Annotated in this window: 21 protein-coding genes; 20 read left to right on the top strand and 1 reads right to left on the bottom strand. The window is 29.1% G+C overall.

Going from position 1 to position 21,689, the window contains the following annotated elements; translation table 11 throughout:
- Nucleotides 1–4: 4 nt before the first annotated feature.
- On the top strand, nucleotides 5–2,098 hold the full coding sequence (locus B2S02_RS07430; RefSeq protein ID WP_346877263.1) for a GGDEF domain-containing protein: 2,094 nt from the start codon (nucleotides 5–7) through the stop codon (nucleotides 2,096–2,098).
- Between the two features lie 108 nt (nucleotides 2,099–2,206).
- Here B2S02_RS07430 and B2S02_RS07425 read toward each other — a convergent pair whose 3' ends face one another.
- Nucleotides 2,207–3,115, bottom strand: coding sequence for a patatin-like phospholipase family protein (locus B2S02_RS07425; protein ID WP_346877264.1), 909 nt, complete (start codon nucleotides 3,113–3,115; stop codon nucleotides 2,207–2,209).
- Nucleotides 3,116–3,471: 356 nt separating this feature from the next.
- Here B2S02_RS07425 and B2S02_RS07420 point away from each other — a divergent pair, with 356 nt between their 5' ends.
- From B2S02_RS07420 to lpdA, 19 genes are all read left to right on the top strand, one after another.
- A complete protein-coding gene (locus B2S02_RS07420) occupies nucleotides 3,472–4,125 on the top strand; it encodes a pentapeptide repeat-containing protein (protein WP_346877265.1) in 654 nt (217 codons plus the stop codon).
- A gap of 65 nt (nucleotides 4,126–4,190) precedes the next feature.
- Entirely contained in the window at nucleotides 4,191–4,964 is a 774-nt protein-coding gene (yaaA, locus tag B2S02_RS07415) for a peroxide stress protein YaaA (protein WP_346847358.1), read from the top strand.
- A gap of 162 nt (nucleotides 4,965–5,126) precedes the next feature.
- Complete coding sequence (locus tag B2S02_RS07410; RefSeq protein WP_346920484.1) at nucleotides 5,127–6,032, top strand: alpha/beta hydrolase; 906 nt, start codon at nucleotides 5,127–5,129, stop codon at nucleotides 6,030–6,032.
- Nucleotides 6,033–6,096: 64 nt separating this feature from the next.
- Complete coding sequence (locus B2S02_RS07405) at nucleotides 6,097–7,044, top strand: patatin-like phospholipase family protein (RefSeq protein WP_346847360.1); 948 nt, start codon at nucleotides 6,097–6,099, stop codon at nucleotides 7,042–7,044.
- A gap of 154 nt (nucleotides 7,045–7,198) precedes the next feature.
- Complete coding sequence (locus tag B2S02_RS07400) at nucleotides 7,199–7,477, top strand: chorismate mutase (protein ID WP_346847361.1); 279 nt, start codon at nucleotides 7,199–7,201, stop codon at nucleotides 7,475–7,477.
- 37 nt (nucleotides 7,478–7,514) lie between these two features.
- Nucleotides 7,515–8,327, top strand: coding sequence for a shikimate dehydrogenase (aroE, locus tag B2S02_RS07395; RefSeq protein WP_346847362.1), 813 nt, complete (start codon nucleotides 7,515–7,517; stop codon nucleotides 8,325–8,327).
- Nucleotides 8,328–8,345: 18 nt separating this feature from the next.
- Nucleotides 8,346–8,789 (top strand): type II 3-dehydroquinate dehydratase, encoded by a 444-nt coding sequence (aroQ, locus tag B2S02_RS07390; protein ID WP_150846162.1) that lies wholly within the window; start codon nucleotides 8,346–8,348, stop codon nucleotides 8,787–8,789.
- Nucleotides 8,790–8,841: 52 nt separating this feature from the next.
- Nucleotides 8,842–9,120, top strand: a complete 279-nt coding sequence (locus B2S02_RS07385; RefSeq protein ID WP_346847363.1) for a hypothetical protein — start codon at nucleotides 8,842–8,844, stop codon at nucleotides 9,118–9,120.
- A 535-nt stretch (nucleotides 9,121–9,655) separates the two neighbouring features.
- Nucleotides 9,656–10,195, top strand: coding sequence for a helix-turn-helix domain-containing protein (locus B2S02_RS07380; RefSeq protein ID WP_035130168.1), 540 nt, complete (start codon nucleotides 9,656–9,658; stop codon nucleotides 10,193–10,195).
- Between the two features lie 63 nt (nucleotides 10,196–10,258).
- The gene (potA, locus tag B2S02_RS07375; protein WP_346877266.1) at nucleotides 10,259–11,308 is read left to right on the top strand and encodes a spermidine/putrescine ABC transporter ATP-binding protein; all 1,050 of its coding nucleotides are present in this window, start codon (nucleotides 10,259–10,261) and stop codon (nucleotides 11,306–11,308) included.
- 1 nt (nucleotide 11,309) lies between these two features.
- On the top strand, nucleotides 11,310–12,146 hold the full coding sequence (locus B2S02_RS07370; protein WP_035130173.1) for an ABC transporter permease: 837 nt from the start codon (nucleotides 11,310–11,312) through the stop codon (nucleotides 12,144–12,146).
- Nucleotides 12,140–12,922, top strand: coding sequence for an ABC transporter permease (locus B2S02_RS07365; RefSeq protein ID WP_346847365.1), 783 nt, complete (start codon nucleotides 12,140–12,142; stop codon nucleotides 12,920–12,922). The genes B2S02_RS07370 and B2S02_RS07365 overlap by 7 nt, the downstream gene beginning before the upstream one ends.
- Before the next feature lie 4 nt (nucleotides 12,923–12,926).
- A complete protein-coding gene (locus tag B2S02_RS07360) occupies nucleotides 12,927–13,976 on the top strand; it encodes an ABC transporter substrate-binding protein (RefSeq protein ID WP_346847366.1) in 1,050 nt (349 codons plus the stop codon).
- A 245-nt stretch (nucleotides 13,977–14,221) separates the two neighbouring features.
- Complete coding sequence (locus B2S02_RS07355) at nucleotides 14,222–15,652, top strand: potassium/proton antiporter (RefSeq protein ID WP_346847367.1); 1,431 nt, start codon at nucleotides 14,222–14,224, stop codon at nucleotides 15,650–15,652.
- 181 nt (nucleotides 15,653–15,833) lie between these two features.
- Nucleotides 15,834–16,940 (top strand): glycine cleavage system aminomethyltransferase GcvT, encoded by a 1,107-nt coding sequence (gene gcvT, locus B2S02_RS07350; protein ID WP_346847368.1) that lies wholly within the window; start codon nucleotides 15,834–15,836, stop codon nucleotides 16,938–16,940.
- Between the two features lie 12 nt (nucleotides 16,941–16,952).
- Nucleotides 16,953–17,348, top strand: a complete 396-nt coding sequence (gcvH, locus tag B2S02_RS07345; protein ID WP_035130183.1) for a glycine cleavage system protein GcvH — start codon at nucleotides 16,953–16,955, stop codon at nucleotides 17,346–17,348.
- 1 nt (nucleotide 17,349) lies between these two features.
- Entirely contained in the window at nucleotides 17,350–18,690 is a 1,341-nt protein-coding gene (gene gcvPA / locus B2S02_RS07340) for an aminomethyl-transferring glycine dehydrogenase subunit GcvPA (RefSeq protein ID WP_346847369.1), read from the top strand.
- Nucleotides 18,690–20,144, top strand: a complete 1,455-nt coding sequence (gene gcvPB, locus B2S02_RS07335; RefSeq protein WP_346877267.1) for an aminomethyl-transferring glycine dehydrogenase subunit GcvPB — start codon at nucleotides 18,690–18,692, stop codon at nucleotides 20,142–20,144. The genes gcvPA and gcvPB overlap by 1 nt, the downstream gene beginning before the upstream one ends.
- Before the next feature lie 159 nt (nucleotides 20,145–20,303).
- Nucleotides 20,304–21,683 (top strand): dihydrolipoyl dehydrogenase, encoded by a 1,380-nt coding sequence (gene lpdA / locus B2S02_RS07330; RefSeq protein ID WP_346877268.1) that lies wholly within the window; start codon nucleotides 20,304–20,306, stop codon nucleotides 21,681–21,683.
- The last annotated feature ends 6 nt before the right edge of the window (nucleotides 21,684–21,689 follow it).

Raw genomic sequence — 21,689 nt, 5'->3', positions numbered from 1 at the left:
ATCTATGTATAAAGATTCAAAAGAAGATGTACTAAATAGACTTAGGGAAGATTCAGATTACATAGACCAATTTATAGATTATATTAACGAACAGCTAGTAATTAACCTAGACAACGCTAAAAGTATATTAGATGAAGGTTTAAAAATATGTACTGAAAATGAAAATATCAAAGGAATAGCTTGGTGTAGTGGAACTATAGGGTGGTATTTTAATTATTCAGGTACATATGAAAAGGGAGTACAGTGGCTATTAAAAGCTAATACATTATTTCAAAGCATAAGTGATGAAAAAGGGAAATTATATGTATCAAATGGTCTTATGAGTGCCTACTTTCAATTAGGATTATGTGAATTGAGTACAAAATGGGGAAAGATTGCTTTGAAAATAGCAAAAGAAATAAAAAATGATAAGTTTTTTTTAATAATATTAAATAATATTTGTGTTAATTATCTAAATCTGGAAAAATATAATGAAGCTAAAAAAATTATAGATTCATTGCAAGACATACCTTATGGTTATAATGATAATTTGAAAATAAATATGTATCAAGTTATTGCTGAAATTGAATGTGAACTTGGCAATTTAGAAAATGCCATGAATTTTATTAATGAATCTATTGAAATTGGAGAAAAGCTGAATTATGAAATTATAAGAAGTGAAGCTTTAAGGATAAGGGGAAAAATTAATTTTAAGGCTGGCAATCAAAAGGAAGCAGAAGAAGATTATTCAGCTGCATTAGAGCATGCCACAAAGAGGGATTATTATGAAGTTCAAGCTAGCATATTAGAGTCTTGGGCTCAGAGTGATTTAATTAATAATAAATATGATGAAGCTATTAATAAGCTAGTAAAGGCATTAGAAATATCTGAAAAAAATAAATACGTACTAATTAGTAGAAATATATATAAACGACTGTATTTATCTAACAAGGAGATTAATAAATATAAGGAAGCATTAGTGTATTATGAGAAGTATGTTGAAATAAATAATGAATTGAACTGTATAACTAGTGAATTAAGTCTTGCTGATTTAGAAAATGAAAAGAATAAGCAAGAAGCAGCTATATTCAAGTCATTATATGATGACATTAAAGTAATATCAACTATAGGGCAAAAAATAACTTCAGATCTTAATTTTGATAATATATTAGAAAATATACATAAAGAAATATCAATGATTATTGATGCAGAAGTGGTTGGTGTTTCTACCCTTAAGGAATCAGAAGGGATTTTAGATTATGCACTATTTATAGATAGAGGAAATAAGCTGAATTTAAAGAATGTTCATATAGAAGATGAAACAAGCATAGGAGCTTACTGTGTTAGAAATAGAAGCACTATTTTAATTAATGATCTGTATAAAGAATATAAAAAGTATGTACCAACCCTTAAGGTAAAAGTAAGTGATAATAATACTCAATCAGCAATGTATTGTCCTTTAATTCTAGAGGATAAGGTTAGAGGATTTTTAAATGTACAAAGTTATAAGAAAAATGCATATACAGAAAATGATTTAAACAAATTAAAGATATTAGCATCCTATGTTGCTATAGCTTTAGAGAATTCCTGTCTTTATAATAGAACTAAATATTTTTCTTCTCATGATTTTTTAACGGGATTACTGTCTAGGATGGAAATATTTGAAAAGGGAGAAAAAATATTTAAGGATTGTCAAAGAGAACGAAAGAAATTAGCTGTCATAATGATAGATATTGATGATTTTAAATTAATCAATGATAAGTATGGACATAGTTATGGAGACGGTGTATTAAAAATGGTTGGAGGCATAATTAAAAATAATGTTAAAAATCATGGAGTTGCAGGGAGATATGGTGGGGAAGAATTTTTAGTGATTTTACAAGGTATAAGTGAAAGAAAGATTTATTCAATCTGTGACAATATAAGAACATCAATTGAAAGAGCTAATATATATTATAGAGAAAAATCTAAATTAAAAGTAACATCTAGCCTAGGTGTATTTATGTATTCAGGTAAAGAGAAGAGCATTGATCAATGTATTAATTTTGCAGATGAAGCATTATATATAGCTAAAGCTGAAGGGAAAAATAAACTTGTAAAATATGAAAATTATTCTTAGTTATATAAAGTTAGTTAATTAGAAAATGTACATAAAAATAAAAAAGTTATTCTATAATGATAAAAGGAATTATTATAGAATAACTTTTTATATTAAATTAATTCTGTACTAATGTAAAAAATTATTTTCTATAAATTTAAAGGTATCGGAAAGATCTAGATTGTCTACAGCATCTTTAAGTAATGGAACTTTTGAATAGTCATCAAGAGGAATTTTATATTTTAGTATAGGATTTATTCTAAAGTAGTTTGGACCGATAAGCTCTTTGCAATATAAGTCTTCTAGAGGTGTATCATTTAGTAGAATTGAAACCAAAGGTGTTTTAACATTACATTTTGGTCTGAGCATCCACTGGAGAGCACCCCAAGAAGATGTATCTGATTTTATTTGGTTAAGTGTTGAGCCGGTACCAATAGATAATATACGAAAATCAGATAGTGAATGTTTAGGCTTAAGGAGCTTCATTACGGAAATCATAGAGGCGGCTGTAGGATTATTTACAATTACACCTCCATCTATAAAGTTCTTGTATGAAGGGAAATAAGTAGGAGCGGCAGAGCTAGCTAAAGCCACATCTACAACCTTAGATGTGTATGTTGAACCACGAGAAAGGTTATTAAAAAATACAGATTGCCAGTTATCGGATGAAAAACCTTTTACATTAAAGGATGGGATGAATACATATTTTTCAAGATCCCCAAGGGTAAGGTCTTCTGTAAATACAGATAATATGACTTCTCTTAAGTTTTTATTATTAAATTTAGGTCTGAAAAGGTTAAGATGAGAAGGATAAAATATACTTTTTACAGTCTCATAGTTGTACAAGTTATCAACATAATTTCCATCCTTTCCAGAAGCTAGAGCTAAGGCTATTAAAGCACCTGTAGAAGTACCAGCAAATAAGTTTGTATACTTTAAGATATCAGGATATTTATTATAAATGCGTTTTAATATACGTGTGGATAGGGCACCACGAATTCCTCCACCATCAAATACAATAATTCTGAATGTAGACATTAGACACCTCCGTTGTAGCTTATATGATTATTGTATTAATGATTATGTAGGTATGTGAATATATTATTATCTGTTTTAAAATATCTTTGACTTATAAAGAAGCTAAGAACTCTGTTTATCCGATGACTACCAGCTCTAATACTCCCACCTTTTTCAAAGTGGAAGTAAAAGACCTGCTATGTCCCTGGATAACGATTTCTAAGCATCATAGAAGCTAAGAACTCTGTTTATGAAGGTTTTTGAGATTACCTGGGGAATATTTAAATATGATAGATAATAATTAGATTAAATGAAAACAGTGAAGGAGGGTGAAGATTAGCTATGTTAAGTATATATAGTACATAGCTAGAAGAAATATGGAAGAAAGAAAAGTAAAAAATGTATTATTACCTAAAATTACAGCAATAAATGAAGAGGTATATTCTTTAGAGAAGAATATAGATGATGAAGATTATTTTAATAATGTAATGATGCTTAATTGTGACATAAGTAATGAGTGTGCATCACATGTTGAATTTTCGGAAGTTATATTTAAAAATGTAGATTTTAGAAATGTAAAATTTCCTCATATTGAATTTATAGATGTAAAGTTTGAAAACTGTGATTTATCAAATTCTAATTTAAATAATGGAATTCTGCATAGGGTAGAAATGAAAAACTGTAAGCTTATAGGTATAGATTTGGCAGATACAAATATTCAAAATGTCACATTAAATCAGTGTAGCGGTGACTATAGTAACATATCTTTCTCTACTCTTAAAAATGTAAATTTTATAGATTCGTCATTTAATAATGTAATATTTGAAAATAGTAAATTTAATAAAGTAAACTTTGAAAATGTAAGTATGAGGCAAATTGATATATCTAAGGCTATGGTGAAAGGAATTGATTTTAGAAATAGTGATATAGAAGGACTTATTGGAGATGTAAGAGATTTATATGGAATAGTAGTTACTCCAATGCAAGCACTATCGCTTTCGAGAATTTTAGGGATTGTAATTAAGGAATAGATGTATTAAAGAGACTGCCAGAGTAATGAATTTTAATTAGGATATTTAAAGTTAGGAGAAAACATATGATAACAATAATATCATCAGCTAAATCTTTAGATTTTGAAAAAGAAATATTTATAGATGAAAGTACCGAACCTGTATTTATGAATGAAGTAAGAGAATTAGTAGATATAATTAAAAATTACAATTTACAAGAAATAGCTAAGATAATGAAAATTAGTAATAAGTTATCAAAGGTAAATTATAATAGATTTCAATGCTTTTATGACCAACAAGTAAATACTAGGCAGGCTATTTTTGGATTTAGTGGGGAAGTATATAGAGCTATAAATCCTTTTGAATATGACAGATCAAACATAGAGTTTGCACAAAAGCACATTAGGATTTTATCAGGTTTATTTGGGGTTTTAAGACCTTTAGATAATATAAAAGAATATCGGCTAGAAATGGCTACAAAGTTAAGAGGTATACCTGAAGAGAATTTATATAAATTTTGGACAAAAAAGATTACTCAAAATATAGTTCATGATTTAAATCTTAAAGAAGATAAGACAATTTTGAATTTGGCCTCTCTAGAGTACTCTAAATCCATAGATAAAAGTAAGCTAGATACTATTAATGTCTATGATGTTGAATTTAAAGAAAACATAGAGGGAAAATATAAGATTATAGGAACATATACTAAGAGGGCTAGGGGGCTTATGGTAACTTATATTGTTAAAAATAATATAGATAATATAGAAGATTTAAAGAATTTTAAAGAAGAAGGTTATTGCTATAATAAAGAATTAAGTAGCAATACTAAATTAGTTTTTACTAGAGAAAAAATGATTTAGGTCTATGACTTTAGTATTAAATAATGTGACATTATAAAAGAAATTAAAGGTGCATTAATTATAAAAAGTAGGGGATTACTAAAATATATAAAATAAAAACTTGTATTTTAAATACAAGTTTTTTTATTTTAAAACATTATAAGATGATAATAGGAGCAAATTATGATAATAGTTAATATATTAATTGTAATGACAGTACTTTTTATAATATCTATCAAAACTATAAATTGTTTATTTTATTATGCTACTCTTGGTAAAAAGCGTGATAAGATAGAAACCTTTAATAGTCTTTACACCATGGGATTATATTCTCTTGATGAGTATGAAAAGTTAAAATTGGAAGAGCTAATTGTACAAAGTAAAGATGGATATAAGTTAAAAGGATATTATCTAAACTGTAATTTACCTTCAAAAAAAATAATAATATTATTGCATGGATACTTGGTTGGCCACTACAGGTCTTGCCAATATATAAAGTTTTTTATAAAAGAAGGATTTAATATTCTTTTAGTAGATCAAAGAGGTCATGGTAATAGTGAAGGAACTTATGCTACCTATGGAAGATATGAGTGTGAAGATTTAGATTTATGGGTAAGCTGTATAAGACAAAAAGTTGGGGAGAAATGCTTTATAGGTGTACATGGACATTCTATGGGAGCTGCTACTGGTCTTATGTATTCAGTTTTAGGAAAGAATAAAATAGATTTTATAATATCGGAATCAGCTTACGCAAATGCAATAGAGGTTATAAAAAGAAAGTTAAATAAATACAAAATTCCATTTTTCCCTTTCTATAATCTCGCTAATCATAAAATAAAAAAAGTATGTGGCTTTTCTTTAGGAGAAATAAGTCCAATTGATATGGTAAAGGAAAGCAAAGTACCAATTATGTTCATTCATGGAGATGAAGATGAATTAATACCATGTTATATGTCTATGGAAATGTATGAAATTAAAAAGGGAATAAAAAGCTTATGTATAATTCCAAGAGCTAAGCATAATACTTGTTATGCCACTAACCAAGAGAAATATGAAAATGAAGTAAAAAACTTTCTTAAAATGATATAATAATAAAAAGTCGCTAATAAATATTTTAAAATCAAGATAATATTTTAATGGGGGATGAAGGGGAATGAGAGTAGGATTAGTATTATCTGGTGGAGGCGGAAAAGGAGCTTATGAGATAGGAGTATGGAAAGCTATAAAAGAGTTAAATATAGATAAATACATAAAAGTAGTTTCAGGTACTTCTATAGGTGCTATAAATGCAGCTTTATTTGCTCAAGATGATTTTGAAGAAGCTAAGAAAATGTGGCAAGAGGTTACTATAGAGAAGTTGTTACCAGTAAATAGTAAAGTCTTAATAAGGAAAGGCGTAACCCTCGCTATTGGTAGTAGAAACATGAATTTAGTAAAAAAATATATGACAAAGAAATTAGAGCAGGGTGATATTCCTAGGGATGGAGCTAAGGATATTATAGAGAAATATATAAATATTGATAAATTAAAAAAGTCAAATAAAATATGTTATGTATCATGTACTGAAATGCCAGAGTTCTCTGCTAAATATTTTAAAATAAATGACTATGAAGAAGAAAAGGCTAGAAGTATATTATTAGCAACGGCTTGTCTTCCTATGATATATGAAAGTGAAGAAATTGGTGGAAAGACATATTTAGATGGGGGACTAGTAGATAATACTCCTATAAAACCAGTATATGAAGAAGGGTGTGATATAATAATAGCTGTACTATTATCTAAAGAAGCTAAAATAAAAAGAGAAGATTTTCCAGATGCAAAAATCATAGAACTAATTCCTTCAGATATAGAAACAAAAATATTAGATGGATTATTAAATCTAGATGAAGAGTCTAAAAACAAGAGAATTCAAAGAGGTTACTATGATACAAAAAATCTTTTAGAACCTATTTTTGAAATGGCAAGATATCAATTAATCGAAGAATTAGAAAGACAGGCTATGGACAGTGAATTACAAGAATTTGAAGAAAAAAATAAGGAAAGTTGGATAGCTAGAAATACAAGAAGAATAAAGAGAAAACTTGGAATAAAAAAACTTTAATAAATATTATGTAAAGTAAAAATATATAGATAAAAAGATAGATTCCTATAGGAGTCTATTTATTTTTAGTGGAAATAATATATAAATAAGTGTTATTATATATTAGTAAAATTTAATTAATGTATATAGATAATTTAGAAAAGGGTGAATTGCAGTGAATGAATTAGAGCAATGTAGAAAAGAAATCGATGAGATTGATAAAGAACTTATAAATCTATTTGAGAGAAGAATGGATGTTGCTATAAGAGTAGCTAATTGTAAAAAAGAAAATGATTTACCGATATATGATGAGGAGAGAGAATCAAAGGTTATTAAAAAAAATGTAGACAATTTAAAAAATAAGAACTATGATTTATTAGCAAGAAGATTTTTCTTAAGCATAATGGAGTTAAGTAGAAGTTTGCAAGAGAGCATTATAAAAAAGCATAAGTAAAGTTATTTAAATTAATCATATATAAAGGAGTAATGTTATGGAGTTTTACGGCATACTAGGTGAGAAATTAGGACATAGCTTATCACCAAGAATACATAAGATAATATTTCAGGCTATGGAAGTAGAAGGTGCATATAAACTATTTGAAATACCTAAAGGAAATTTAGAAAAATTCATAGATGCACTTAAACTTTTAAAAATTAAAGGAGCCAGTGTAACTATTCCTTACAAGGAAGAAATTATTAAGTATTTAGATGAGATATCACCAGAAGCACAAAGGATAGGTGCTGTTAATACAATATCACTAGAGGATAATAAACTATATGGTTATAACACAGATTACTATGGCTTTGGATATATGTTAAAGGTATATAATGTTAAGATACAAGACTCAATAGCTGTAATTTTGGGAAATGGTGGAGCTACAAAGGCTGCTGTGTGTTATTTATTAGACAATGGAGCTAAAAATGTTTATATAGTAAGTAGGACACCAGAAAAAAATAAGGGAATAAATCATGAAAAAGTTCAACTAATAAGTTATGAGCAGTTAAAAGAAATTCAAGGAGATATGATAATTAATACAACTCCAGTAGGTATGTTTCCTAATGAAGATGCCACTCCTGTTAATGATACTATCATAAATAATTTTCAAACAGTTGTAGATATAGTATATAATCCATCAGAAACAAAATTTTTATTAAAGGGAAAAGAGTTAGGAAAAAAAGTTGTAGGGGGATTATCTATGCTCATAGGACAAGGCGTAAAAGCACAGGAAATATGGCAAAAGAATTCTATTGATGACCAAGTAATTAAAGATATATATGAAATTTTAAATAGAGAGTTTAGTTAATTATAAGAGGTGATTGCTATGAAAATTATGGTTATAAATGGACCTAACCTGAATTTTTTGGGCATAAGGGAAAAACATATATATGGCTCAAAAAGCTTTGAGAAGATTGAAAATTACATAAAGGAATGCTCTAAATCCTTAGGACATGACATAGAGATGTTACAAAGCAATATAGAGGGAGAAATTATTAACTTCATCCAAAGGGCATACTATGAAAAATATGATGGAATAATAATTAATCCAGGTGCCTTTACCCATTATAGTTATGCAATCTATGATGCTATAAAAAGTGTAAACATAGATACTGTGGAAGTTCATTTATCACAGATTTATGATAGAGAAGATTTTAGACAAAAATCAGTTACTGCTCCAGCATGTATAGGTCAGATATGTGGTTTTGGAGAATATGGATATATAATGGCTATGAATGCTCTAGAAAATAAAATGAAGATTTCTAGCTAAAGTAGGTTATAATACTAATTAAACATTTGTAACCTAGGAGGAAGGGAAACTTATGGATGAGCTTAATAATAGGATAATAGACATCTATACAAGTCTTGCTGAAAGTGGAGTTAGATTTTATTATGAGGATGATATTAACCCTTTTAGCGAAATAAAAGAATTGAATTCTTGTAATGAAAAATACCTATGGTTCACGACTGATGGAGAAAATGAAGTTAAAGTATCCATAGAAGATTTCAGAGTATATCATTCAAAGGAAAACATTAATCTTTATGATTGGGTTGAAATAAGAGAATTTGATAGGCTTTTGGAAGAATTAAGTGAGAACTAGTAGAATCAAATGAAAAATAAACAACTAAGGTGTTAATTACTTAGTTGTTTATTATTTTTTTAAAATTTATAAATTGTGGATAAAATAAAGTAAATTTTCAGAAAAAAGGTTGATAATCTAAGATTTATCCACTTAGTGTTAATTATATTGTGGATAGAGTTGTGGAAAATGTTAATAATTACATTATTTTACAATGAAAAATATATAGCATTTATTGTGATTATAAAGTATTTTTTTAAAATAGTTAAAGTAAATTGTCTTTCTAGTATTTGGTAGAAGGTTAGTACAATTAATACTAGGAAGTTTTTATTATGGAATATACTTAGTATTACTAAACATGAAGAATATTAATATAAACATATTTTCATAAACATAAGGTATATTCAAAGGTTCATTATGAAAAAAAAATCATGAAAATATAAAAAAAATTTAATAAATCTATTGATTTATTAATAAAAAAAATATAGAATAATATTGTTTGTTTAGTAAATGTAAACTTAAGGTTTAGTATAATACATAAGATTGAGGTGGAATCGTGCAAATTGGAGAGAAGATAAAAAGTCTTAGAATCGAAAAACAGTTAACACAAGAAGAACTTGCAAACAGATGTGAATTATCCAAGGGGTTCATATCTCAAATTGAGAATGATCTCACATCTCCATCTATTGCAACACTTATGGATATTCTTCAGATACTAGGCACAAATTTAAATGAATTCTTTAGTGAGAAAATTAATGAAAGAGTTAAGTTTACAAATGATGATATGTTTGAAACTGAGGATGAAGATCTAAAGTATAGATTAAAGTGGCTCGTACCAGATGCTCAAAAAAATCAGATGGAGCCTATAATGCTCACATTAGAACCAAATGGAAAATACAAAGAAGAAACTCCTCATGAGGGAGAGGAATTTGGACTTGTGCTTCATGGTATTGTGAACCTGCATTTAGGAGATAAGGTATATAAAATACGTAAGGGAGAAAGCTTTTATTTTAAGCCAAAGTCTAATCATTATATTTCAAATACAGGAAAAACTGAGGCAACAGTAATATGGGTAAGTACACCACCGTCATTTTAAGTAGACAAATTTAATAAGGTGACACAAAAGTATAATTAGCATTATGTTATAAAAGAGGTGTTTATGTTGGGTGATAATATAATTGAAATTAAAGGTATATCTAAAACCTTTGAAGACAACAAAGTTTTAGACAATATAACTTTAGGGATAAAAAAGAATGAGTTTATAACATTACTTGGTCCAAGTGGCTGTGGTAAAACTACTACATTAAAAATTTTAGCAGGTTTTGAAACTTGCGATGAAGGTGAAGTTATATTTGAAGATAAGAAAATCAATGACTTACCTCCATATGAAAGACAAATTAATACAGTGTTTCAAAAATATGCACTATTTCCTCACATGAATGTATATGAAAACATAGCTTTTGGATTAAAAATAAAAAAACTTTCTAAAAGCGAAATTGATAAAAAAGTAAATGAAGTTTTAAAATTAGTAGATCTTAAGGGCTTTGAAAAAAGAAAAATTGAATCTCTAAGCGGTGGTCAGCAACAAAGAGTAGCTATAGCAAGAGCTATTGTTAATGAGCCAAAGGTATTACTTCTTGATGAGCCTTTAGGTGCTCTTGACTTAAAGCTTAGAAAAGAAATGCAAATAGAGCTTAAAAGAATACAAAAACAATTGGGAATTACTTTTGTATTTGTAACCCACGATCAAGAAGAAGCACTAACTATGTCTGATACTGTGGTAGTAATGAACAAGGGAGTGATTCAACAAATGGGTACTCCGGAAGATATATATAATGAACCTGAGAATAAGTTTGTAGCTAGGTTTATAGGAGAAAGTAATATTACAGACGGAATAATGTTAGAAGACTTTAAGGTTAAATTCTGTGGACGTATATTTGAATGTGTTGATAAAGGCTTTGATAAAGATGAATATATAGATGTGGTAATAAGACCAGAGGATATAAAAATAGTAAATAAAGAAGAAGGAAACTTAAAAGGGATAGTAAAATCTTCTGTATTTAAAGGAGTTCACTATGAATTAGAAGTAGAGGAAGAGAGTATGAACTTTATTCTTCATAATACTAAAAACTTTTCTATAGGTACAGAAATCGGAATGGATATTTATCCAGAAGACATTCACATAATGAAAAAGTCAGGAGAAGCGTAGAATGAAAAAGAAATCATATTTAGCTTATCCTTATGTATTGTGGAGTTCCTTGTTTATAATAGTACCTCTTCTTCTAATAGTATTTTTTAGCTTTACAGAAAAAGTGAGCGGAAGCTACCAATTCTCTATAAATAATTTTAAAAGATTAATGGATCCTTTATATATAAAGGTATTTACTAGATCTATTAGCTTAGCCTTACAATCAACAATTTTATGTTTAGTAATGGGATATCCCATTGCGTATATGATATCAAGAAAACCAGAGAATAAACGTGGAATGCTTATAATGTTATTTATTCTTCCAATGTGGATGAATTTCTTGCTTAGAACCTATGCATGGCTTGCAATTCTAGGAAAGAATGGTTTGCTTAATAACTTACTTAATATCATTGGGTTAAACTCAGTAGATATACTATATACAAATGGTGCAGTGCTTCTTGGAATGGTGTATAACTTTCTTCCATTTATGGTACTACCAATATATACATCGCTATTAAAGATGGATCAAGATTTAGTTAATGCTGCTTATGATTTGGGAGCCGGAAAAATTACAGCTTTTATGAAGATAATTTTTCCTTTAAGTATACCAGGAGTTATCTCAGGAATAACTATGGTATTTATGCCAGCGGTATCTACCTTTGTAATCTCGCAACTTTTAGGTGGTGGAAAGCACATGCTCATAGGAAATTTAATTGAGCAGCAGTTTACTTCTGTTGGAGATTGGAACTTTGGTTCTGCAATATCTATTCTTATGATGATATTAATTTTATTAGCTATGGGATTAACCTCTAAGTTTTCAGATGATGATGAAAAAGGAGGAGGTAGAGTATTATGGTAAAAGCAAAAAAAATATTTTCAAATATATATTTGATTTTAATATTTATATTTTTATATGCTCCTATTTTTGCCCTAGCACTATTTTCTTTTAATGATTCAAAATCCATGGCAAGATGGCAAGGGTTTACTTTTAAGTGGTATCAGCAATTGTTTCATAATGATAGAATAATTTCAGCTTTAATAACCACTGTAGTAGTAGCAATATTGGCATCAGCAATAGCTACAGTCATAGGAACAATAAGTGCTATAGGGATAGATAGAATGAGGGGGCCTAAAAAGGCAATGCTTCTCAATATAAACTATCTACCTGTATTAAATCCTGATATAGTAACAGCAATAGGTCTTATGATACTTTTTATATTTTTTAATATGAAGTTAGGATTTTTAACTATGTTACTTGCACACATAACTTTTAATATACCATATGTAGTTTTATCTGTATTGCCAAAGTTAAAACAACTTCCAGACAATGTAGAAGAAGCTGCTATGGATTTAGGCGCAAAACCTATGTATACCCTTAGAAAGGTAATACTTCCACAGATAAAACCAGGTATAATTTCAGGATTTTTAATTGCTTTTACTATGTCTATAGATGACTTTATTATAAGCTTTTTTAACACTGGAAATGGAGTAACTAACTTATCAATCGAGGTTTATTCTATGGCAAAGAGAGGTATTAAACCAGAGATTAATGCACTGACTACATTAATGTTTATAACAGTATTAATACTATTATTATTATCTAACAGAAAGCAAGCAATGGTAGGGAAGGAGTAATAAGATGAAAAAATTAAAAAAAATTATAGCTCTAGTATGTACAGGGGTAATGGTGACAGCTATGCTTACAGGTTGTGGGACAAAATCCTCTAGTGATGTTTTAAATATTTATAACGTTGGGGATTATATAGATGAATCTCTAATAGAAAAGTTTGAAGAAGAAACTGGTATAAAGGTAGTATATGAAACCTACGATACCAATGAAATCATGTATCAAAAGATAAAGAGTGGTGGATCAAAATATGATTTAATAGTTCCATCAGATTATATGATTGAAAAGATGAAGGATGAGAAATTAATCCAGAAGATAGATTATTCTAATATTCCTAACTATAAAAATATAGATGAAAGCTTTAAAAAGCCTAGCTATGATGAAAATGATGAATATAGTGTACCTTATTTCTGGGGAACTTTTGGTATTCTTTATAACAAAAATATGGTAAGTGATCCTGTAGATAGTTGGGACATTTTATGGAATGAGAAATACTCTGGAGAAATCCTAATGCTTGATTCAGTTAGAGATACTATGGCTATTGCCTTAATGAAGTTAGGATATTCTCAAAATAGCATAAATGAAAAAGAACTAGATAAAGCTAAGGCTGAATTAATAGCTCAAAGACCTTTAGTTCGTGCTTATGTTAATGATGAAGGTAAAGATAGACTTTTAGGAGAAGAAGCTGCTATGGGAATAGTTTATTCTGGAGATGCAATAACTCTTATGGAACAAAATGAAAATCTAGCTTATGGAATCCCTAAAACGGGTACCAATAAGTGGGTAGACGCATTATGCATACCAACAGATGCAGAAAATAAAGATTATGCAGAGAAATTTATAAACTTTATGTTAGAGCCGGGAAATGCTGTCCAAAACATAGATTATATAGGATATTCTACACCAAATAAAGCAGCTCTTGAAATGCTTTCACAAGATGTTAAATCTAATCCAGTAGCTTATCCAGATAAGACTCTTCTTGATAAATGTGAATCATTCATAGACCTTGGTGACAACATTAAGCTTTATGATGAAAGATGGATTGAAATAAAATCTAAATAGTATAAAAATAGTATAAAAATAGTATAAAAATAGTAGCTAACCTATTTATGGTGAGCTACTATTTTTTATATCATAATGAAAATTCATTAAAATTTTTGTTAAATTTAATAGACTTTACACAAATATAATTTGATTAGGGAGGAATTTTTATGTATTGAATTCAATTTTATTGTATAATATATATATGAGAATATCTAAAATTAAAAAAATTAATTATAATAAATAATATAAATTAAGGAGGTAATATGCTTGAGTTAATGATTATATGTGGATTAGTATTACTAATTTGCATAACATCCAGTAAAGTATTATATAAGTTTGGTGTACCAATGTTACTTATATTCATCATTTTAGGAATGTTATTTGGCTCAGATGGTGTAGTAGGAATATATTTTGATAATTATGAGCTTACAAGAGAATTATGTTCCTTTGGGTTGGTATTTATAATGTTCTATGGTGGGTTTGGTACCAATTGGAAAGAAGCTAAACCTGTTGCAAGAGAATCCATTTTAATGTCTACATTTGGGGTAATAATCACATCAGGATTGACAGGATTATTCTGTTATTTTGTCCTTAAAACAAGTCTTTTAGAAGGGTTGCTAATAGGCTCCATAGTTGGGTCTACAGATGCAGCATCAGTATTTTCTATATTACGTTCACAGAAATTAAACTTAAAAGGAGAAATTGCATCTATACTAGAGGTTGAAAGTGGAAGTAATGACCCTATTGCATATATGCTAACATTAATAGTTTTAACATTAATGAATAATGGGGGTATCAGCTCAATAGTACCTACAGTAATTGGACAAATTATTTTTGGTATATTAATTGGGGTGATATTATCTAAGCTAACGGTCTATATAATGAGAAATGCAAATTTTGAAGTAGATGGATTTTATACAATATTCATAACGGCAATTGCCATTTTATCTTATGCATTAAGTGAATGGGTAGGCGGTAATGGATATTTAAGTGTTTATATAGCTGGTATTATCATTGGAAATAGCAAAATTCCACACAAGAGAAGCTTAGTTCATTTCTTTGATGGAGTATCGTGGATAATGCAAATTATGCTATTTTTTGTATTAGGTTTATTAGCATTTCCTTCTGAATTACCAAGTGTTATAGGGAGCTCTATATTAATATCAATATTTATGATAATAATTGCACGTCCAATCGCAACCTTTAGCGTTTTAAGTTGGTTTAAGATACCATTTAAACAACAGTTGTTTGTTTCTTGGGTAGGATTAAGAGGGGCAGCTTCAATTGTTTTTGCAATATATGCAATAACATCAGGGATACCATTAGAAAATGATATATTTCATATAATATTTTTTATAGCTTTATTATCAGTAGCTATTCAAGGCACATTAATCCCTAAAGTAGCTAGAAAGTTAGATTTAGTAGATGATACAAAAACAGTATTAAAAACATTTACCGACTATCAAGAAGATAGGTCTACAACATTAATAGAGTATAATGTTGACTCGAACAGTAGTTGGAAAGAAAAGACTATAATGGAAGCGGATATTCCAGAGGAGATACTTATTGTAATGATAAAAAGAGATAGTGAAATAATAGTTCCAAAAGGCTCTACACTAATTAATCAAGGTGATATATTAGTTTTAAGTGGAAATAATATAGAATATTTATTAGAAAAAAATGTTGGATCGTAGATTTTGTACAAAGTGGCTATAGAACTTATAGCCACTTTAGTTTTGAAATTTATATGAGGATTAATATAGTTATGAATTATTTTATTCTTAAATATTGTATTTTGAGTAAAATATTGCATATAAATAAATTAGCGTTATAATAGACTTATATACATTATTTTTAATTTAAGGAGGGAGTTAATTGGACAATTTAAAAGTTACTCCTTTAAGAGGAGAATATGAGAAGAATGGTGGAAAAATTGTAGAGTTTGCTGGGTATGAATTACCTACTCAATTTAAGGGAATTCTACATGAACATGAAACCGTAAGAGAAAGAGCAGGTTTGTTTGATGTTTCTCATATGGGTGAAGTGCTAGTAAAGGGAAAGGATGCTGAAAAATTTGTTAACTATCTTTTAACAAATGATGTGAAAACACTAAAAAATGGAGATGTCATATACAGTTTCATGTGTTATCCAAATGGTGGTGTTGTAGATGACTTACTAGTGTATAAATTTTCAGAAGATTATTATTATTTAGTTGTAAATGCAAGCAATAAAGAAAAAGACTTTAAATGGATGTTAGATAACAAAGATAATTTTGAGGTAACCATTGAAGATATTTCTGATAGTGTTGCTCAATTGGCACTTCAAGGGCCAAAAGCTCAAGAAGTATTACAAAAATTAACACAACTTAATTTATCAGATATAGGATTTTTCCAGTTTAAAGATGATATAGACATATGTAATAAAAAAGTTTTAATTTCAAGAACAGGATACACTGGTGAAGATGGCTTTGAAATATATGCAAAACCTGAGGATGTAGTAGTCTTATGGAGAGAAATACTTAAAGCTGGAGAAAATGAAGGTGTTGAACCTATTGGACTTGGCGCTAGAGATACACTAAGATTTGAAGCTACCCTTCCATTGTATGGGAATGAAATGGATGAAACTATAACTCCATTAGAAATGGGTTTTGGATTTTTTGTGAAACTTAATAAAGAAAATTTTATTGGTAAAAATGTTTTGATAAAACAAAAGGAAAATGGAGTAACCAGAAAATTAGTAGGATATGAATTGATAGATAGAGGTATAGGAAGACATGGCTATATAGTAATTAAGGATAATGAAGAAATAGGACATGTAACCACTGGATATATGTCTCCTACCTTAAACAAAACAATAGGATTTGCGTTAATTGATGCTAAGTACGCAGCATTAGGTACAGAAATTTTTATAAAAGTTAGAAATAAAGAATTAAAGGCAATGGTTGTCAATAAAAAGTTTTATAGTAAAAAAACTCAAAAATAAGGGGGATTAATCATGTTAGTATTGGAAAATTTATTGTATACAAAGAATCATGAATGGATAAGAGTAGAGGAAGATAAAGCTTATATAGGAGTTACAGATTGTGCACAAAAATTATTAGGTGATATAGTTTTTGTAGATTTACCATCAGAAGATGATGAGTTTTCTAAGGGAGAAGCTTTTTCAACAATTGAATCTGTTAAAGCTGCTGAAGATATTTTCATGCCTGCAAGTGGTAATGTACTACAAGTTAATGAAGAGTTAACTGATAATCCTATTCTAGTAAATGAAAATGCATATGACGCTTGGATGATTTGTGTAGAATTATCAAATAAAGATGATTTAAAAGATTTATTAAAAGCTGAAGAGTATGAAGAATTATGTAAAGACCTATGTAAAGAAGGTGAATAATATGTTCCCTTATATTCCTATTACAGAAAGAGAAAAAAAACAAATGCTTGATTTTATTTCTGTAAAATCAATAGAGGATTTATTTAAAGATATTCCGGATAATTTAAAATTAAATAGAGAATTAAACATTGATAAAGGTTTATCTGAGTTAGAAGTTGAGAAAATAATGACTAACTTAGCTAATAAAAATAAATCTATAGAAGATTTTATTTGTTTTTTAGGTGCAGGCATGTATGATCATTATGTTCCTTCTATATGTAAACATTTAACTGGAAGAACAGAATTTTATACAGCTTATACTCCATATCAACCTGAAATTAGCCAAGGAACTTTACAAGCAGTTTTTGAGTATCAAACTATGATTTGTAACTTAACAGGTATGGAAGTTTCAAACTCATCTATGTATGATGGGGCTACAGCAGCAGTAGAAGCTTCTGTAATGGCTATAGAAAATACAAAGCGAAATACCATAATAGTTTCTAAAACAGTACATCCGGACACAAGACAAGTTTTAAAAACTTATCTAAAATATAAAGGGTACGATTTATTAGAAGTTGATGAAAGTAATGGAGTTACAGATATTGAGAAGGTAAAATCATTATTAAATAAAGATGTAGCAGGAGTTATTATACAAAGTCCAAACTTCTTTGGAATTATAGAAGAGGTAGAGGAATTAGAGAAGGATATCCATTTAAATAAATCTTTACTTATTATGAGTGTGGATCCATTATCTTTAGGTGTTTTAAAAAGCCCTGGTGAACTAGGGGCAGATATAGCTATAGGGGATGGTCAAAGTCTTGGTGCTAATATTAACTTTGGAGGACCGGGTCTAGGATTTCTAAATACTACTAAAAAGCTTATGAGAAAAATGCCAGGTAGAATTGTTGGAGAAACTGACGACAGTCATGGTAACAAAGGATATGTATTAACACTTCAAGCAAGAGAACAACATATAAGAAGAGAAAAAGCTACCTCTAATATATGTTCTGATCAAACATTGATGGCAATAGGTGCTGCTGTATATATGGCTACAATAGGAAAAGAAGGTATAAAAGAAATAGGAGCTCAATGCATCAAAAAGTCTCACTATGCTTTTAATCAATTAATAGAGAGTGGTAAATATAAGCCACTATTCAATAAACCATTTTTTAAAGAGTTTGCAGTGAAATCTGATACTTGCTTATGTGAAATAAATAACAAATTACTAGATAATAATATTTTAGGTGGATATATTTTAGAAGAAGATTACCCTCAATATAAGAATTCTATGTTACTTTGTGTAACAGAAAAAAGATCGAAGGATGAAATAGACAAATTAGTTAAAGTGATGGAGGAGATATAATGAAAAGTTATAATAAAGTTATCTTTGAACTATCATGTGAGGGTAAAGTAGGTTATACGCTTCCACAAATAGATGTGGAGGATATAAATATAGAGTCTGTTATACCTAAAAATATGTTAAGAGAAGAGGATGCATATCTTCCACAAGTAAGTGAAGTTGATGTAGTTAGACATTACACTGCTCTTTCTAATAAAAACTATTGTGTAGATAAGGGGTTCTATCCTCTAGGTTCTTGTACTATGAAATATAATCCTAAAATTAATGAAGATGTGGCTATGTTTTCTGGTTTTAGTAAAATTCATCCTAAAGAATCAGCAGAAAATGTACAAGGTGCATTAGAACTTATCCACGACCTTTCCTTAAAGTTATGTGAAATTACAGGTATGGATGATTTTACATTGCAACCCGCTGCTGGAGCTCATGGTGAATTCACAGGACTTTTATTAATAAAAGCATATCATGAAAGTAGAAATGATTTTAAACGTAAAAAAATAATAGTTCCTGACTCAGCTCATGGTACAAATCCTGCAAGTGCAAAAGTGGCAGGTTTTGAAATAGTTGAAATTAAATCTGATAAGGATGGATTGGTTTCAATAGAAGAACTAAAAAAAGTTTTAAATGATGAAATAGCGGGACTGATGCTTACAAATCCAAATACTTTAGGTTTGTTTGAGAAAAATATAGAGGATATAAGTAAGTTGGTTCATGAAGCAGGCGGACTTTTATACTATGATGGAGCAAACTTAAATGCTATTATGGGAAAAGCTCGTCCTGGTGATATGGGATTTGATGTGTGTCATTTAAATCTTCATAAAACATTTTCAACACCACATGGTGGTGGTGGTCCAGGAGCAGGTCCAGTAGGCGTATGTGGTAAACTTTCTAAGTTTCTTCCGGTTCCAATTATAAAAAAGGAAGAAGAGAAGTTTGTATTTGATTATGATAGACCTGATTCTATTGGAAAAGTAAGAAGTTTTTATGGGAATTTTGGAGTGTTAGTTAGAGCCTATACCTATATACTAACTATGGGAAGTGAAGGACTGAAAGCTGCTTCAGAGAATGCTGTATTAAATGCAAATTATATAAAAGAAGCTTTGAAAGATTATTATAAGGTAGCTATAGATGAGGTATGTAAGCATGAAGTTATCTTTGCTGGTTTAAAAGATAACCCAAATCATATATCAACTTTAGATGTAGCTAAAAGATTGATTGACTATGGTGTACATCCACCAACAGTTTATTTTCCTCTAATAGTTGAAGATGCTCTTATGATAGAACCAACTGAAAGTGAAAGCTTAGAGTCCATCAATGAGTTTGTTGAAGTTATGAAGATAATAGCTATAGAAGCTAAGGAGAATCCAGAAGTTTTACATGAAGCTCCTCAAAATGCTTTAGTAAGAAGGTTAGATCAAGTTAAAGCAGCAAGAACACCAATCTTAAAGTGGAGTAAGTAACTTTTTAAGAATTAAAATTTATAGGCATTAATATAATAATGTCAAAGATTATATTAATGCCTTTTTATAAATATTTGTTAAAGTTTTAACTAAAATAAGCTTGCATATAAAGTTAATATAGTAATTCATACAGAACATATTAATACGAGGAGTGTAGTTATGAAAGATATAATTGTAATAGGCGGAGGACCTGGTGGTTATGTGGCTGCCATTAGAGCAGCGCAATTAGGAGCAAAAGTGTGCCTTATAGAAAAAGAAAATTTAGGTGGGACATGTTTAAATTATGGGTGTATTCCAACTAAAACCATATATAGAACTGCAGAACTTTTTAATAACTTAAGTCATATTGAAGACTTTGGTATTAAAGCAAATAATTTTGAAATAGATGTAGATAAAATTCAAGAAAGAAAAGGAAGCATTATAAAAACCTTAGTAACTGGAATAGAAGCTCTTTTAAAGGGAAATAATGTAGAACTTATAAGGGGTAAAGCTACATTAATTGATAAAAATACTGTAACAGTATGCAGTGAAGAAGAAATAACTATTAAAGGAAAAAATATAATTATAGCTACTGGATCTCAAGCTGAAATCCCATCCATTGAAGGAATATATGATAGTAAAAATATTATAACAAGCACTGAACTTTTAGATTTTAATCATATACCAAAATCCTTAGTAGTTATAGGTGGTGGAGTAATTGGAATGGAGTTTGCCAGCATTTTTAATACTATGGGAAGTAAAGTTACAGTGATAGTTGCGAGAAATTCTATACTATACGATATAGATAAAGATATTTCAAAGAGATATTCAGCTATGGCAAAAAAGTCTGGAATAGAGATTCTTACTTCAACTAAAGTTATAAGTTTTAGAGAGACTGAAGAAATAATTATACAATGTCAGGGTAAGAAAGGTGACTTTGAAGTAAGAGGGGAAAAAGTACTTCTTGCAAAGGGAAGAAAACCTAATTTTGAAGGTATTGATGTAGATAGGTTAGGAATAAACACATATAAAAAAGGCATAGTGGTTGACGAAAATTATGAAACTTCTTTAAAGGGTGTATATGCTGTTGGAGATGTTAATGGGATTTCACTTCTTGCTCATGCAGCTTCTCACCAAGGGGTGGAAACTGTGGAACATATATTATTAAATAAACCTTGTCATAAAGCAGTGATTCCTTCTTGTATTTTTACTTTCCCTGAAATAGCAGTAGTAGGAATTACAGAAGAAGAAGCTAAAGAAAAGGGAATAAACTATAAAAAAAATAAATTTATGTTTGGTGCCAATGGAAAAGCTTTAGCTTTAGGTGAAGGTGAAGGTTTGGTAAAAGTTATAAGTGATGAAAACAATGTGATTTTAGGTGTGCACATTCTTGGACCCCATGGGTCAGATTTAATACTAGAAGGCACTATCATGGTTGAAAAGGAAATGACGGTGTCAGAGCTGAAAGAAGTGGTTCATAGTCATCCAACGTTAGGTGAGGCACTACATGAAGCTGTCTTAGGATTAAATAAAGAAGCCATACACAGTATAAATAGGTAACTACTA

Origin of the sequence: Clostridium sp. UBA7339 (assembly GCF_002470865.1) — a bacterium.
Taxonomy (GTDB): Bacteria; Bacillota; Clostridia; order Clostridiales; family Clostridiaceae; genus Clostridium_J; species Clostridium_J sulfidigenes.
This window is presented reverse-complemented; position numbering and strand designations above follow the sequence as displayed.